Annotated in this window: 24 protein-coding genes; 21 read left to right on the top strand and 3 right to left on the bottom strand. The window is 36.4% G+C overall.

All coding sequences use genetic code 11. The features are described 5' to 3' along the window. The first annotated feature begins 19 nt into the window (after positions 1 to 19). The 18 genes from ACWG0P_RS07135 (at position 20) to ACWG0P_RS07050 (ending at position 12,571) form a co-directional block, all read left to right on the top strand. Positions 20 to 604 (top strand): phage scaffolding protein, encoded by a 585-nt coding sequence (locus tag ACWG0P_RS07135; RefSeq protein WP_455801127.1) that lies wholly within the window; start codon positions 20 to 22, stop codon positions 602 to 604. Positions 605 to 702: 98 nt separating this feature from the next. Further along, positions 703 to 1,476, top strand: coding sequence for a hypothetical protein (locus ACWG0P_RS07130; RefSeq protein WP_455801126.1), 774 nt, complete (start codon positions 703 to 705; stop codon positions 1,474 to 1,476). Positions 1,477 to 1,485: 9 nt separating this feature from the next. Beyond that, positions 1,486 to 1,677 (top strand): HeH/LEM domain-containing protein, encoded by a 192-nt coding sequence (locus tag ACWG0P_RS07125; RefSeq protein WP_455801125.1) that lies wholly within the window; start codon positions 1,486 to 1,488, stop codon positions 1,675 to 1,677. Between the two features lie 2 nt (positions 1,678 to 1,679). Further along, positions 1,680 to 2,009 carry a hypothetical protein gene (locus tag ACWG0P_RS07120; protein ID WP_455801124.1) on the top strand — a complete coding sequence of 110 codons (330 nt, stop codon included), beginning with the start codon at positions 1,680 to 1,682 and terminating at the stop codon, positions 2,007 to 2,009. Positions 2,010 to 2,100: 91 nt separating this feature from the next. Beyond that, the gene (locus ACWG0P_RS07115; RefSeq protein ID WP_455801123.1) at positions 2,101 to 2,424 is read left to right on the top strand and encodes a hypothetical protein; all 324 of its coding nucleotides are present in this window, start codon (positions 2,101 to 2,103) and stop codon (positions 2,422 to 2,424) included. A gap of 32 nt (positions 2,425 to 2,456) precedes the next feature. After that, positions 2,457 to 2,789, top strand: a complete 333-nt coding sequence (locus ACWG0P_RS07110) for a hypothetical protein (RefSeq protein WP_455801122.1) — start codon at positions 2,457 to 2,459, stop codon at positions 2,787 to 2,789. Beyond that, positions 2,786 to 3,202, top strand: coding sequence for a hypothetical protein (locus ACWG0P_RS07105; protein WP_455801121.1), 417 nt, complete (start codon positions 2,786 to 2,788; stop codon positions 3,200 to 3,202). Before ACWG0P_RS07110 ends, ACWG0P_RS07105 begins: the two co-directional genes overlap by 4 nt. Before the next feature lie 68 nt (positions 3,203 to 3,270). Beyond that, a complete protein-coding gene (locus tag ACWG0P_RS07100) occupies positions 3,271 to 3,720 on the top strand; it encodes a hypothetical protein (protein WP_455801120.1) in 450 nt (149 codons plus the stop codon). A gap of 9 nt (positions 3,721 to 3,729) precedes the next feature. Next, a complete protein-coding gene (locus ACWG0P_RS07095; protein ID WP_455801119.1) occupies positions 3,730 to 4,095 on the top strand; it encodes a hypothetical protein in 366 nt (121 codons plus the stop codon). Beyond that, positions 4,092 to 4,655, top strand: coding sequence for a Gp15 family bacteriophage protein (locus tag ACWG0P_RS07090; protein ID WP_455801118.1), 564 nt, complete (start codon positions 4,092 to 4,094; stop codon positions 4,653 to 4,655). The genes ACWG0P_RS07095 and ACWG0P_RS07090 overlap by 4 nt, the downstream gene beginning before the upstream one ends. Before the next feature lie 101 nt (positions 4,656 to 4,756). Then, on the top strand, positions 4,757 to 6,952 hold the full coding sequence (locus tag ACWG0P_RS07085) for a phage tail tape measure protein (RefSeq protein ID WP_455801117.1): 2,196 nt from the start codon (positions 4,757 to 4,759) through the stop codon (positions 6,950 to 6,952). A gap of 221 nt (positions 6,953 to 7,173) precedes the next feature. After that, positions 7,174 to 7,803, top strand: a complete 630-nt coding sequence (locus ACWG0P_RS07080; protein ID WP_455801116.1) for a phage distal tail protein — start codon at positions 7,174 to 7,176, stop codon at positions 7,801 to 7,803. A 1-nt stretch (position 7,804) separates the two neighbouring features. Further along, positions 7,805 to 8,845, top strand: a complete 1,041-nt coding sequence (locus tag ACWG0P_RS07075) for a Gp37-like protein (protein WP_455801115.1) — start codon at positions 7,805 to 7,807, stop codon at positions 8,843 to 8,845. A gap of 98 nt (positions 8,846 to 8,943) precedes the next feature. Further along, positions 8,944 to 10,104, top strand: coding sequence for a hypothetical protein (locus tag ACWG0P_RS07070; protein WP_455801114.1), 1,161 nt, complete (start codon positions 8,944 to 8,946; stop codon positions 10,102 to 10,104). A gap of 2 nt (positions 10,105 to 10,106) precedes the next feature. After that, positions 10,107 to 11,108 carry a phage baseplate protein gene (locus ACWG0P_RS07065; RefSeq protein WP_455801113.1) on the top strand — a complete coding sequence of 334 codons (1,002 nt, stop codon included), beginning with the start codon at positions 10,107 to 10,109 and terminating at the stop codon, positions 11,106 to 11,108. Further along, positions 11,090 to 11,446, top strand: a complete 357-nt coding sequence (locus ACWG0P_RS07060; RefSeq protein ID WP_455801112.1) for a hypothetical protein — start codon at positions 11,090 to 11,092, stop codon at positions 11,444 to 11,446. Before ACWG0P_RS07065 ends, ACWG0P_RS07060 begins: the two co-directional genes overlap by 19 nt. Before the next feature lie 61 nt (positions 11,447 to 11,507). Beyond that, entirely contained in the window at positions 11,508 to 11,786 is a 279-nt protein-coding gene (locus ACWG0P_RS07055; protein ID WP_455801111.1) for a phage holin family protein, read from the top strand. A gap of 11 nt (positions 11,787 to 11,797) precedes the next feature. Then, entirely contained in the window at positions 11,798 to 12,571 is a 774-nt protein-coding gene (locus tag ACWG0P_RS07050; RefSeq protein WP_455801110.1) for a CHAP domain-containing protein, read from the top strand. Between the two features lie 290 nt (positions 12,572 to 12,861). On the opposite strand, the gene ACWG0P_RS07045 is transcribed toward ACWG0P_RS07050, so the two are convergent. Further along, a complete protein-coding gene (locus ACWG0P_RS07045; protein ID WP_455801109.1) occupies positions 12,862 to 13,053 on the bottom strand; it encodes a hypothetical protein in 192 nt (63 codons plus the stop codon). Further along, a complete protein-coding gene (locus ACWG0P_RS07040; protein ID WP_455801108.1) occupies positions 13,050 to 13,376 on the bottom strand; it encodes a hypothetical protein in 327 nt (108 codons plus the stop codon). The genes ACWG0P_RS07045 and ACWG0P_RS07040 overlap by 4 nt, the downstream gene beginning before the upstream one ends. A 353-nt stretch (positions 13,377 to 13,729) precedes the next feature. On the opposite strand from ACWG0P_RS07040, the gene ACWG0P_RS07035 reads away from it, so the two are divergent. Then, a complete protein-coding gene (locus ACWG0P_RS07035; RefSeq protein ID WP_455801107.1) occupies positions 13,730 to 13,918 on the top strand; it encodes a hypothetical protein in 189 nt (62 codons plus the stop codon). Next, on the top strand, positions 13,905 to 14,342 hold the full coding sequence (locus tag ACWG0P_RS07030) for a hypothetical protein (RefSeq protein ID WP_455801106.1): 438 nt from the start codon (positions 13,905 to 13,907) through the stop codon (positions 14,340 to 14,342). The genes ACWG0P_RS07035 and ACWG0P_RS07030 overlap by 14 nt, the downstream gene beginning before the upstream one ends. Positions 14,343 to 14,525: 183 nt before the next feature. On the opposite strand, the gene ACWG0P_RS07025 is transcribed toward ACWG0P_RS07030, so the two are convergent. Then, the gene (locus ACWG0P_RS07025; protein ID WP_455801105.1) at positions 14,526 to 15,059 is read right to left on the bottom strand and encodes a hypothetical protein; all 534 of its coding nucleotides are present in this window, start codon (positions 15,057 to 15,059) and stop codon (positions 14,526 to 14,528) included. Positions 15,060 to 15,228: 169 nt separating this feature from the next. Between ACWG0P_RS07025 and ACWG0P_RS07020 the strand changes: the two genes are divergently transcribed. Beyond that, the gene (locus tag ACWG0P_RS07020) at positions 15,229 to 15,468 is read left to right on the top strand and encodes a hypothetical protein (RefSeq protein ID WP_455801104.1); all 240 of its coding nucleotides are present in this window, start codon (positions 15,229 to 15,231) and stop codon (positions 15,466 to 15,468) included. Positions 15,469 to 15,655 lie beyond the last annotated feature (187 nt).

Genomic DNA, 15,655 nt, shown 5'->3' with positions numbered 1-15,655 from the left:
AGATACTTTAGGAGGAAAAATGAAAAACATTTTAGAAATCTTGCAAGAAAATGGAATTGAACTTAACGACGAACAATCAAAAGCAATCGAAAAATCTACTCTTGAAAATTACAAGACCGTGAAAGATTATGAAAATCAAACGGAAAAGCTAAATCTAGCGGAACAGAAGAATAGTGACACGCAAAAAGCGTTTGATGAGTTCAAAAAAGGTTTTGACGGGGTAGATGTCGAAGGTATGAGAACAAAAATCACTGAACTCACAGACACCTTGTCGAACAAAGAAAAAGAGTATGAAACAGAAAAGGCGAAATCAAACCTTGAAAACACTTTGAAAGAGAAAGCTGTTGAATTAGGTTGCGTCGATTATGAATTAGCGCATGGTTTGTTGAATGTCGATGATTTGTTAGCAAGTAAGGACTTGTCGGCAGATATCGAAAAAGCATTCAGCACACTTAAAGAAAGCAAGCCGATTCTATTCAAAGAAGAAGAAACAGATCCTATTGATAAGTTAAATATTATCGGTAGAACAGATGGAAAACTTACAGAAGGAGATATTTCCATGAGAAAGGCGATGGGGTTACCTGTCGAAGGAGGAAAAGACTAATACCAAATACAATCGCATTAGCAAAAAATTACACAAGTTTATTAGATGAAGTATACAAAGGTGCATCAGTAACGGCAGACTTAACAAGTGATTCAAGCATGGTGCGCGCTGGCGCAAATGCAAATGAGATCATTTATCCACAAATCAGTGTTACAGGCTTAGGAGATTATGGGCGTAACAGCGGATACACTGACGGAGCGGTTAACTTAGAATGGAAAACAGCTAAGTTCAACTATGACCGTGGAACAAAAATCAGCGTTGACACGATGGACAACGAAGAATCACGCAATTTAGCATTTGGAATGGCTGGGGCAGAACTTATGCGTACAAAGGTTGCACCCGAAGCTGACGCGTTTACATTCGCTAAGCTAGCAAGTAAAACTGGCATTTCGATCGCTACTCCAGCAACTTATAGCGATGCAGTTGCGTTCCTATCTGCTTTGATTGAAGCTAAAAACAAGATGGACGAGGATGAAGTACCAGAAGAAGGACGTATTTTATATGCTACTCCAACTTTATTAAATGGAGTTATGGCATTAGATACAACTAAATCACGTGAAATCCTTGCGTCATTCAACGTAACTAGAAAAGTTCCACAGAGTCGTTTCTACACAGCTATCGAATTATTGGATGGGAAGACTGCTGGAGAAGAAGTAGGACATTACAAAAAAGCAACAGACGCTAAAGATATCAACTTTATGATTGTTCACAAACCAGCAATCATTAAATTCGACAAGCATGTTGCAAGCGATATTATCCCAGCTTCAATGAATGCTGATGCAGACAGCGATATTTCAAAATATCGTAAGTATGGAATTGTTGATATCTACGAAAACAAAGTGGCTGGTGTTTACCTAAGCCACAAGGCATAGGAGGAACTTATGAGCAGAATTGTAGGGCTTGTGTTTGAAGCCGAGCAAGACAACAAAAAATCCAATGAGCCTAGCGTTAATGAGTTGAAAGAAATACTGGATAAAAACGGTATTGAATACGATAAGAAAGCGAAAAAAGCCGACTTACTTAAATTACTTGAAGATTCACAAGGTAATTTAAACGAAGGCGCTGGACAGTAATTGTGATTGAGGTAACGTGGGAGTATTACAACTCCCACTTTCCAAAATTAGCAGAAGATCAGTTTAACAAATTGATCTACAAGGCTCAAAGAATAGTCACAAAGAAACTTATCAAAAAGGATTTAACCGAAGATGAAACAACCGATGTTAAGGATTGCATCTGTAATGTATTGAACTATCTTCAAGTGGCCGAAAGCCATACAGGGGTTACAAGCGCATCAAATGACGGATATTCCGAAAGTTACGAAAACACTGCAACGTTTAACGATTCTATAAATTCCATTATCAACGAATGGATAGGTTACCTAATTGTATCCTATATCGGATTCTAGTATGTTTAACGACACAGTGACATTGTTTAACTGTTACATTGATCCACAGACACGAAAAGAGGCATGGAATAAAACCATACTCAAAGGTTGTATGTGGCGTAAAAAGACAGTTAAAACAGTAGCCAACGGAAAGATACAAGTAGATGACGCAATATCCTTAACCATCCCTTGTTGCGATAGTTACATAGCACCTAGACAGTATGAAAAGTTACCAACGGAGGAAATGCTCAAATATTGGACATTAAACTCTGATAGTAACAAAGATATTGTGGTGCTGGGAGAGGTCGTAGAAACGATTGATTCCGACTATACGATTACTAGCTTGCGCAAAGATTATGATGTGTTTACGCTTGCATCAGTGAGTGACAACACGCTTGTTGATTGTTTGAAAAATTGGAAGGTAACTGCTAAATAGACAAAGTAACGGTTACATTGAAGATGAAAGCAATGCAAGCTATATTAAAAGAGCGTAACCTCGAAGAACGCGGAAAAGTTCAGCAATACATCGATAGTGAGGCACTTCGCTTAATGTCTCCTTACACCCCTAAAATGGGCGGTCCGTTAATTGATAGTGCAACTACAATGACCGACATAGGAAGTGGACTTGTAAAGCAAGGCGGAGCGAAAGCGCCATACGGTAAGAAATGGTACTACAATCCAGCTAAATTTACAGGCGCACCAAAACGTGGAAACATGTGGTTCGAACGTACTATGAACGAAGGTGGACGTAAAAGCATCTTTGAAGGTGTTATACGAATGACAGGAGCGAAAAAAGTATGACAATAAGTGAAAGTATTATTGAATGGCTACGAGGTTTTAGCGGGCTAGATGTAGCGGAAGTTATTGAAACCGAATTATTAGGTGGAAGTATTGGAGAGAATGTGTTGTCCAAGTCTCCTACGAATATCGTAAACATGTTCGCAGACGGTTCACAACGTAGAACTGAATACTATTCATTCTATGCTAAAAAAAGTTCACAGTTAAATGACGAGCGCATTACGAATGATAAGTTTTTTGAAGAATTAGAAAGTTGGATTGATGATTGTAACTACAATGAAAACTATCCAACATTAGATAAAAAAAGAGTATGTGAGGAAGTAACGGTTTCGGGCAGTTACTATCTATTTGAGAATAACGAACACGAAAGTATTTATATGCTCACAATTCAAATCCAATATCGAAAGGAGCGATAAAAATAGCTACAGCAAATGTATTAGCAGAAACACCAAAATTAGTAAAACTATGGAAGAAGCATCAAACAATGTTCTTCATAAAACAGCTTGAAGATTACATCCGTATCCAAAAGGCTACCGAATTAACAATATCCTTAAATCCCGAAACAGAGGACTTTGATTACATAGCAGACGAAAGCAAAACCACAGAGTTAAGTTCATATTCTCCATCAATTAGTGGGCTTCCATTGACTATGTATGAAGGGGAACCCGACTTTGACATGATTTGGGAATATTTCTATAACTTGAAAACAGGAAGTGACGCTGTAACGGAAGGCATGATCGTTTATCCTAAGAAAGTAGGAGATGGTTATATGGCTTGGCAGTTCTCATTACTAATCGTGTGCAATGAAATGAATTTAGTAGACAAAACTATTTCATTTGATTCAAACATACGAGGAACTGTTAAAAAGGGTGTTGCTAAGATCGATACAACTACTGGAAAAGTAACATTTACAGAAAATGCGCAAGGCGCGTAGGAGGAATACATGGAAAGTATCACATACAATGGTAAAAAATATGAATTACCTATCAAAACAATTAAAATCGCAGAAGCAGAGGATGCGTTGTTAAGAACAACATCAAGAGTTGATGCTTACGAAAAGCAATTCAACTATGTAAAATGCTGTCTAGGAGAAATGTTTGTCGATATATTTGGTACTGATGTCATGAACGAAGTCAACCTAGTAGAATTGACTTATGTTACAAACTTAATTGATAACGCATACAGCGAAAAAACAAACCATCAACAATTAGAAAAAGCAAACGAAGTAGCTGGTAGCAAAGCAGTGAAAAGCATAATTGATGCTGGTAATTCAGTTAAGCATGTAATGGATGCTAGAAATTCGCTATGATTGATTTAACAAAGGAGTTGCCACAAGCCATTACGGTCAATGGCGACTCTTTTAAATTAAGAACTGATTATCGTTTGTGGATTCGATTCGGAATTGATTTTGAGGAGTACCAAAGGAATCAAGAGGCAGATACAGATGTTAGCTATGTGTTCGAGAATGAAGCTCCAATTATCACAGTGGACGTTTTGAACGCATTGCTATGTTTCTATTACAATCCTCCAATCACTCCTAAGGCGGAACGTTCGACAGGACCGAAAGCATTTGATTATTTGCTAGATGGAGACTATATATTTTCTGCACTGTACGCTGTATATGGCATCGATATTGCTGAAATAGAAATGCACTGGCATAAATTTCAAGCATTGGTATTGAATATAAGTGGAGATTCAACAATGTTTGGATACATCAAACAGGCTAGATTGTACAAGAAATCAAATGACACGTACGAAAAATGTATGTTAAAGGCAAAAGATGCGTATGCGTTACCAGTAGCAGAGAAACAAATTGATTCAAAAGAAATAGACGAATTTAACGCCTATTTTGGAGGTGGAAATGAATAGCAGATGGAACTTTATTATTTGAAACCAAGCTAGATTCTAAAGGACTGGAAACTGGTCTTAATGGAATTGACGATAAACTCAAAGGAGTGCAAAACACTTCAATGAAAATGCTAGGTGTTCTAGGTGCTGGTATGGCTGGGCTAGGAACACTAAGCATTTCATTAGGATCACAATTCGAGACTAGTTTTGCAAAGGCATCCACAATGTTTGGGGATGTCAATGTAGATACAGAGAATTTAACAGATAAGATTTTAAAGTTATCCGAAGCAACTGGTATATCGGCGAATGAATTAAACGAAGGATTGTACTCTTCGTTATCCGCTGGGATTCCTGTTACTAAAGATATGGGTATAGCAATGGAGTTCTTGGAAACTTCTACCTTGCTTGCTCGCGGTGGTTTTACAAGCACAGAAAAATCAGTCGACGCATTAACAACCGTGTTAAACGGTTATAAGATGGAGTCAAAAGATGCAACGAAAGTCGCTGACATGCTTTTAATGACACAAAATAAAGGTAAAACGACGGTTGATGAATTAGCCTCAAGCATAGCAAACGTAGTACCTACTGCATCTAGTTTGGGTGTTAGTTTTGAAGAAGTATCTGCATCATTAGCGACAATGACGGCGCAAGGTGTTCCAACTGCTCAAGCAACTACACAACTAAATCAAATGCTTGCCGAACTAGGTAAGAGTGGAACGGTTGCGAATACTGCGATGATGGACATGTACGAAGGCATGGGCTATGGAAGGAAGACTTTCCAAGAACTCATGGATGAAGGCGTGAATGTTGTTGATATCATCGCTGATATGGAAACATATGCAAAAGATAACGGTAAATCATTACTTGATATGTTCGGTTCCATTGAGGCTGGTAAATCAGCTTTGGCAATGGCTGGCGATAATGCTGTAACATACTGCAACAACCTAGAAGCTATGAGAAACTCTTCGGGTTCGACCAAAGAAGCAGCGGAAAAGATGAATGATACATTTGATGTTCAATTACAGAGACTTAAAGCTATTGGATCATCAAAGTTGATTGAGTTTTATGGTGGTATCAAGGATAGTTTAAAAGATGTAGTAAAGTATGCAGTTGAATTTGTAAGTAGCCTAGATGTAGAAAGTGTTATAAAAGGTGCTTCCGTACTTGCTGGAGTATTAGCAACAGTATTAGCGGTGGTAATAAGTTTGCGTGGTGCATTTGCTTTGCTTAAATTCATGACGATAGCTGGAGAAGTGGTTAGCTTAGGTACTGCGATATCGACTAGCCTTGTTGCACCGCTCGGGGCTTTACTCACAGCATTAGCACCTATTATAGCTACAGCTGTGGCAATTATAGCTGTTATCGCACTGGTAACAACAGCAATCTATCAACTGTGGAATGAAAATGAGGTATTTAGGCAAACAGTAATGAACGCTTGGAACTCAATCATGGACACATTAACGTTATTTTGGAATGTTGTCGGAAAGCCTATATTTGATGCAATTACACGCGCATTACTAAATATATGGGAAAACGGCATAAAGCCACTATGGGATGCGTTCAAGGAATTTATAGCTAATCTTGTTATGAAATTAGCTGAATTTTGGGAATCAATTAAACCTATCGTTGATTTCTTCATAACTGTATTCGGACCTATAATCGTAAATACCCTTACGTGGGTTGCTGATACATTTGGAAACATGGTATCAATAGTAATGAGTTTGTTAGGCGCATTACTTAAAAATATTGGAGAAATCGTTGGTGGTATTCTTGACTTCTTCGGTGGAATCATCGATTTTATTGTTGGTGTATTTACTGGAGATTGGGAAAAAGCATGGAGCGGGATTGTCCGAGCCTTTAAAGGAATTTTCGACACGATATATGGCATCGCTAAAATACCGATCAACTTAATAATCGGGCTTGTTAACGGTATGATTGGCGGTGTAGAAAGTGGAATCAACTATATCGTTCGTGCTGTGAATGGATTATCATTCGATTTACCCGATTGGTTAGGTGGGGGACACTTTGGGTTTGATTTGAACGAGGTTTCTTTCGGAAGAGTAGCTTATCTCGAAAGAGGAGGAATCCTGCCAAAAGGAAAGACAGGCTACTTAGAAGGAAATGGAGCAGAAGCAGTTATTCCGCTAGACAAAAATAAATATTGGACAAAATCAGTGGCACGTCAAATGCTACAATATATGCCACAAGCTAGTAAAACAGAAAACAGTCAAACGGTTAATTTCTACCAACCAGTAGAAACGCCCGATGATGTATCAAGAAGATTAAGAATCGATGCAAGAATGGGGTTGATAGGATAGCAACAGCAAAATTCATTAGAGACGATAACGCAGAATTTACGATTGACGATAAAATTTGGAGGATTCCTTCCGACGGTTTAGTTGGGTTTGACTTTACAGGAATAGCACTTACTACGGAAAATAATGCCGTCACTGACGGATCATATTTAACGTCGAAAAGGATACCCGAAAAAGATAGGACCGTTAAAGCGGTTCTACAAAACAAATCGCTGAGTAAAGATATGCGACAAATCGTACGTGGTTTCTTTAATGTGAAACACAAGTTTAGCGTTTATATAACTTATCAAGGAGTTACACGTTGGTGTAAAGGGGAACTGTATGCAGTTTCCCTACCAACTGTAAAAGAGAATGGTAAGTTAACACTAGAAGTAACAATGCTATGCACAATGCCATTTATGCTTAGTGAAGATAATTATGCGCAGAACATAGCATTGATAGAACCTAAATTCGACTTTCCATATAACAAGGAAATTAACGAACGATGGGAGTTCTCAAGCTATAAATTTGCGAATAAGGTTGAACTCATTAACGATGGGGATGTGGAAACGTTTTGTAAGGCGGTTATCACAGCCAAGGGGAACGTTACAAACCCATCTTTAATTAAAGACGATAAATATATACGTATATTAGACGTCTTGGAAAGTGGCGATGTAATCATCATTGATCTTGAAAAGCAACCAGTATCAATCACTAAAAACGGAGAAAATGTTATAGGTAAAACCGATAGAACTTCATCATTTAATGAAATGAAATTCAACGTAGGCACTAACATGATCGGGTATGATGCAGATGATGGTTCAAATATGTTGGATGTAACGATTTATTTTAATAAACGTTACTTAGGTATTTAATATGGAACTATTAGCATTGGACAAAGATTTCGTTATAGTTGATCAAATAGTTTCTTCAAATATTCAGTGGAGTAGGAAATATTACGAACACGGATCATTTGCAATACAAATTCAAGCAGATAACTATACGGACGATATGAAATATATTTATACGAAGGACCGTCCCGAACTCGGAATGATTAACAAGGTTTCGTATTCAGATTCTAAGAATACGAAAAACATAGTTATTAGTGGCTACTTTGTAGAAAGATGGCTTAACGACAAGATCGTGCATCCTACTTTCTATGGAATTGGAGAAATTTCTTCTGTTGTAAAAAACATGATCGATCAGTACAAGGAAGATATACCGATATCAGCAGTAAAGCTATTGAATGCTGGAGGAAAGGTTGATTTCCAAGAGACTGGAATGGAATTAGGGAAAAAGGCAAATGAAGTACTTCAAACACAAGAAATGTCATACCGCGTCCGTTATGATTTCCCTAAGAATGAATTTATAGTCGAAATATACAAAGGTATCGACAGAACGCAATCACAAAGCGAGAACAACTTCGTCACATTCTCTACTTCGTGGGGCAACATCTTGAGTGTAAAAGCTGACAAAGATAACTCTAACTTCAAGAACTTTGCCGTGGTTGCTGGAGAAGGTCAAGCAGAAGAAAGAATCGACGTTTGTGTTGATTTGTCAAACGGCGGATATAAAAAGAAAATATACATCGACAAGAGAAACGAACGGTGGAATCCGACAGAACAGTCCAGGGAACAATACGATTCCAAACTGGTGCAGTTAGGGCTTGAAAATTTGCTTTCTTATGAGAATGTTTCTAACGTCGAATTTGAACCTATGGCATCATCTTATAGATATCTAATAGATTATGATTTAGGAGATAAATGCGATATAATGATTACAGATTTACACTTGTTGATTGAGGCTAGAATAATCGGCATATATGAAGTTATCAAAGATTCAAAGCACACGATCACATTAGAAATAGGTAACAAGATATTAAAACCAGTAGAAAAGGTTGAAAGGAGAATTTACTAATAATTAGTTTCCCATTTGATAGTAAAAACGGCGATAGAGCCGTAAACAGTATTACATTTAGACGCATATTCAGTAGATACTTTACAAACGGAGTATTTATGAACCCGTCCACAGAATTACAAGTAGTCGCTAAAGCTGGAAATGTAGTGACTGTGAAAAAAGGAGATTGCAATATAAACGGCGCTATAGGGATACAAGATGAAGACCTTGATATCACACTAGAAAACGCTAGTAGTCAACCTAGAATCGACAGAATCATCGTGAGACTTGATGATAACGTTTCGGCAAGAAACATTTCTATTCAAGTGTTAACAGGAACGCCTTCAGCTTCACCAACTCCACCGCCCCTTACTAGAATCACATCAGTTTATGATTTGTGTATAGCGAGCATTTATCGACCAGCAAACGCTACAGCAATTAAACAATCTGATATCACGGACACAAGGGCTGAGATAAGTCTATGTGGTATTGTATGTGGTACGATTAAAGAGGCAGATTCTCAAACTATTTATTTGCAGATACAGACTCACTTAAAAGAGTTCAAAGAGGATGAAGAAGCGCAATTCGTTGTATGGAGTGATGGAAGAAAGCTAACTTTTGATGAATGGTTCGAAACAATAAAAGGGAAGTTAGGAGAAGATATTGCTGGTAGTTTGCAAATGCAGATTGATGAACTTGAATCAAAGTTGCCTGTTGAACTAGAAAAGAAAGAGAATGTATTTGATAAAAACAGCGCATTCAATAAAAATTTCGGCAATGTTGTTGGAACCGTTTGCGAAGGAAACGATCCTAGATTAAGTGACCCACGAAATCCAACTTCACATACTCATGACGAACGGTATTATACAGAAGCAGAAGTGAATAATCTATTGAGTGGAAAGTCTTCTACATCACATACGCACGACGACAGATATTATACCGAAGGGGAAGCGGATGCAAGATATAAATTCAAAGGTGATTTTGTGATTGTGACTGGTTCGGTAACTTTGTCGAGTGGAAGTGGATCAACAAAAGTAGGTTTCCCTAGCGGTTTAAACAAAGATAATTGTGTTATTGTGTCTTTTATGTCTAGGAATAATGCTCAAGCAAGCAATTACGGTTACGCGGAAGGATATACAACTTCATCGATGGGTAATGTTGTAGGAGGAAGAGAGAGACAGGTTTATTTCGATGATGGAATAAACATTAACTATAACAGTGGAACGGCGTCGTCAACTAATGCTACTTTTAGTTTTAAACTAGTTTTAATGAAGGTATAAGTATGAGAAATATACTTGATATTAACTTCCGCACGAAGATAAATGGCGTTTCTAGTGCATCGACCGACTATAACACTGTAGAACTGTCAATCGTTCCAAATGAAACACAAAAGACAAACTTCAAGATTGAGGTTACTGATTATGCTTCAATCTTGCATACGTCAAATGTTGTTTCGCTAATCGACGGAAGAATTAGCTATACAATTCCTTTTGATTATTGGAAAGGGATAGGGACTATAAAAGTTAGATTGCTAAGCAGTGAAGGAAATTCTACATATTTGACTTTAGCGAACAAAGTGAATTTAAACGGTAGCGAGCAAGTTATAGTTAAATATGGAGAAAGTAGTTTTGAAATTAGTGTAGTTGAAAAATCATCCGCATCCAGTTTGATAGATTTGTTTCTACCAGTTGGACATGTTATCACAAATGGATTAGCTTCATTTGATCCAAATGTATTATACGCTGGAACCACATGGATTCGCAGAAAAGGACGCGTTATTGTCGGTGTTGATGAATCACAAACTGAATTTGCGACGGTAGATAAAATAGGGGGGCACAAGAATTTACAGACACATAGCCATGGAGTTAGTGTTGGGAGTGGAGGAGAACATGGACACAGTGCATCTAGTGGAAGTGCTGGAGGTCACAATCATAGCGCCAGTACATCGATTAGTAGCGCTAGTATCACAGGACAGTGCCGTGTATTGGCGCATCCAGCGTGGGTTGGTGGAAACTCGGGGTCATTAGGCATATATGACCCATCAAGCAGAGAACCATATCCATCGGGAAATGCTTCGGCCATGGCCGCTTATTTGAAATTAAACAATAGCCATGGACACGGTGCATCTACTTCTATAGGTTGGGGCGGAGACCATGCACATTCTATATCTGTTGGGAATGGAGGAAGTCATGGACACAGTGCAACAATTTCAAATACTGGTACTGGTAATGCCGAAAACTTACAGCCATACATAACTAAGTATGTATGGGAAAGAATCTCATAGGAGGAAATGAGCAGATAGAAACAATTACGACTATTATATTAAGCGTAACTACAACACTTTTAGGCGCTATCGTAGTGGGCTTATATAAAGACACAAAAAGACTACGTAGTGAAAGGAAGAATAAAAATGAAGGTAGAGAAGAAGCTATGCGTATAGGTATGTGTTCGGTGCTTAGAGAACATCTTGTTAAACTACACGCAGAAGCCACTTCACAGGGATACATTACCCGCAGACAGCGAGAACGCTGGGAAGAAATGTTCAAATCATACCATGCACTTGGTGGAAACGGGATGATAACGGACATGAACGACGAAATAAGGGATTTACCTATTAAATGAACATGATACCTAGTATCATGTTTTTTACTATATGATTGTGATATAAAGGAGGAATTATATCATGGACTTTAGTCAATTAACACAATATTTTGTTTTTGTAGTTTTGATTGCTTGTTTAATTGTTGGTTATATTTTGAAGACTTCATTTGATTCTGTACCCAACAAATACATACCTACAATTTTAGCGTGTATAGGAACATTGTTGAATGTTTTTGTAAGTGGTATTTCTGTTGAATCTATTGTATATGGAGCGCTCACAGGATTGGCTTCAACGGGTATGCACCAAGCGTTTACAAGATTCATTGAAGGTAAAAAAGAAGATACTGCTTTACCAAAATAGGAGGAGATAAAATGAAAACACCGACAGATTTTAGAAATGAAGTATTAGGAAAACGATTTGACATTGATGGATACTATGGCGCACAATGTTGGGATGGATATGCTTACTACATGAAATGGTTAGGATATGCCTACGCTTTTTGCACTTCAAGTAACTACGTAAAAGACATTTGGAACAATCGTGCAAGTAACGGCATGTTGGAATCATGCGAAGTTGTTTCTACAATGCAACAAGGTGATATCGCTGTGTTTGCAGAAACGAGCGAAACACCTTATAGCCATATCGCTATATTCGTTGCTGATAACGGAAACGGAACAGGCGTATTCCTTGGACAAAATCAAGGTGGCTCTGCTGGCGCATTTAACGAAGTTACTTTCTCTTATAGTTGTATGTTAGGAGCGTTAAGACCTAAATGCTATAAGGATTTATTTGCAAAACCATCTAAGGCCAAATACAAAGTTGGTCTTCCAGTGTGTACAAACACCTTAGCAACCTCCAGCACAGGCGATAAGGTTTATAAAGGAGATTGGGAAGGCACAATCACAAAGATTGTAGAAGGAACAACTTACCCTTATCTATTAAACAATGGAACAGGCTGGACAAACGATGAAGGAATCGACAGCGACCCGCACAGCCCAGGGGCTAAGAAGTCCGTAGATCAAGTTGCTTTGGAAATCTACAGAGGGATCGGGAACTGGGGAAACGGTCAAGAACGTATTAACAAATTAAACAGTGCTGGATACAATGCCAACGCAGTACAAGAAAAAGTAAACTCAATGTTTTAATTAAAAAACCTACTCTATAATAAGGGTAGGATTTTTTATGCTCTATTCTTTTTATTCTTCTCTTCGCGGATTTCTTTCAGTCTTTCAATGAGCGCATTCATAAGTTCCCATATCGCGATTTCTTCTTCATTAAGTTCATCGAACACATTACCACCTCCAAATAACTTATATCATATATAAGGAAGAATAACTTAAAAGTTAACAAATACGATAGTTTATATTAAGAAATTAACAGATATGATATTTTTTAAATAATCAATATAAAAAAAGCAATGACTGATCCATTGCTTTTAGTATTCGACACGTTCTAGTTTGTTAGTTTCTTTACTGGTTTTGTATATTGTATATGAATATTGCAAATAATGATCGCTATTTCTGTGGTTATCAACAACTTGTTTAGCTTCCTCTAATGTTTCACATCTACAAATTTTGCTATCTTGTGTATCTAAATGGTAACGTTCGCAAACAATATAATCTTTCATAACAATTCTCCTAGTGGGGTTACCACATAACAATATTCTATTTTCCACCCATCATACATATAATGATCTAATCGTACACCCATATCTTTTCCATCAAGGCAATTACCAAACAAAGAGTTAGATATCATATCTGCATTAAACATCTTTGCGTCACTTCGTATTTCGTAGCTACGTTCAGTTTCTGTATATTCATCTTCAAATGAATCAGAAGAAAATACAACTACTGCTTTTAATACATTTACATTCGATTTTCTATTTGTTCCATTTATTTCGTTATGTCTATTAAAGATATCTCTAACTTGCTCAAAAGTAACTTTTTTCATTTTTCTTTTTTCCTTATGTGGGGTTGCCACTTATCATAATTTAATTTATAATAAGGGTGGTGGTTAGCCACCCTTACGAGCCTAGGCTCTAAATGATTTGAGATACTTTGTTAAGCTACTGTGTCGGTTGACTGCGAAATCATTTGCGACACACCATGCTTCATAACTTAGTATCTCTTTTTTAATACTTGACAACTTTATCACACCCTTCTCGTCAATCTAGATATCACTACCTTGATTACATATATATTATATCAGTATATACTTATATTGTCAACACATTTGTGTGAAGTTTTTTTTAATTGACATTATAAGTATATCCATATATAATGAAATAGAAATGAGGTGTTACAATGGCAACAAGCGAAGCGCAAAAAAAGGCTAGTGCAAAATATGATAAAGAAAATGTGGTAGGGAAGTACTTGAAGTTAAATAAAAATACCGATCAAGATATTATTGAATTTTTAAAGGGGAAGAATTTACAAACCCTTTTCAAAAAATTAGTGCGAGATGAAATTGAGAGAGAATATGAAAACAAATGATTTTGTAAGAGTGTTGAGCGAAATACTTAAAATTGCAGAACCGAAAATGGATCATGATGAATCATATTTCGAAACGGATACTCAAATGGCTTGTGTTATGCTTCCCGAAAAAACTATATATATAAGGAAAGGGAATGTAAGTTATGATTTATTCTTTGCCATTGCTCATGAAATGCGTCACATATGGCAGTATGATTATAAAAAATATGATTTTGATTCATATATAAACAATTCTTCAAACGATACTGAAAAATATAACAATCAAGATATGGAAATAGATGCACACGCATTCGCAATTTTAATTATGATGAAAATGTTAAAAGTTCAACCAAATCTAGAAGCGATTTTTAACAAAGATATCTTGCTGAAAATAGAAAAAAGAATGAATGAAATAGATAGCGAAGAATCTTTAAAATTCGATTAAAAGCAGTTAAAAATGTGCCGTATCTCACAGTTATCTCACAAATTCTCTTTCTATATATTTATATACACGATAAATAAGGGGTTTTTTGAACATTGACATTGTTTAATACATTTCCTTTCGATAACCTAGTAAAAAGAACGTCCTCATGGCGTTCTTTTTATGTCTATGATTAAATTTGAAAATTTACTCCTTTATATTTTTAAAATGTTCTGTAGCCCAAATTTGAAGATTTTCAATTTCAATATCAGCACTCTTTAGTAATTCATCTCTAGAGTTGAGTGTATCTTTTAGTCCTGTTACTTGTTTTGCGTCACATACACCTTCCGTTGCCATTTTTTCATCTACTTTATCGTTTTCTATATCATAGCCAACACAACTTAGCACGGAATCTGAACTAAAATGGCTGCCGACTGTTTTCTCGTCTTCTATTTTATAAGATACCATATAAATTTCAGAGGTTGAATATAAAAAACTAATACTTAATATTTTGTTTTTTTCTATATCTCTTGAGATACCGAAGTTCTTATCTTTGTCGATTATAATAAGTACGCTATCTTGCGCCACCGTACCTTCTTTAGGTCTGTCTTGAACTTTCCAACCCGCATTTTCAATCTTCTTGTCTACATCTTTTGCGATATCCTCATCGCTTTTATTTTCACAACCTGTCAAACCAATACACAAACCAACTAATAGTACAAAACATAGTAATTTTTTCATCTTTTTCCCTCCATGATGAAATACTTTATATTCAAAGTATAACATACAAATATGTCGGAGTATATATAATAAGTATTGATGATTGTGTACACAATATAAATATTTATCTTTTAAAAAAGATTGGATAATATGTAGCAGGTATGATATCCTTATAGCGGTTGGTGATGATATGAAAAAAAATCAAAATACATTAAGAATGATTGGTATCGTAGGCATAATTGTACTCTTTATAGTATCAATGGTATGGCCTTTTTTACAGGTTTATGCCAAAATTGGGGCTTTAGCAATTTATGGATATATTAGCTTTTCACAACTTATGCAAAGAAAAAGAGAAGGCGAAGATATTGAAAAGAGTTTGTTGTTTACGCTAGCAATGTTCGCTGTATTTATATATTTATTTTTCTTTTAGAAATAAACTTTTATGAAAATTTAAAGTTGTATAGGCTATGGATTCTAGAATTCTTTAGAAATCATGTCAACCGTTTTTGAAAATGTCTCAAAAATAGTTAAACATTAGTACAGTCATTACGATGCTTCATCGTTAGTAAATAATTTTGAAACGAAGCATGTTTCCATGGATGACTCATCGGTGGAAT

The sequence above is a fragment of the Amedibacillus sp. YH-ame6 genome (assembly GCF_053848845.1).
This window is presented reverse-complemented; position numbering and strand designations above follow the sequence as displayed.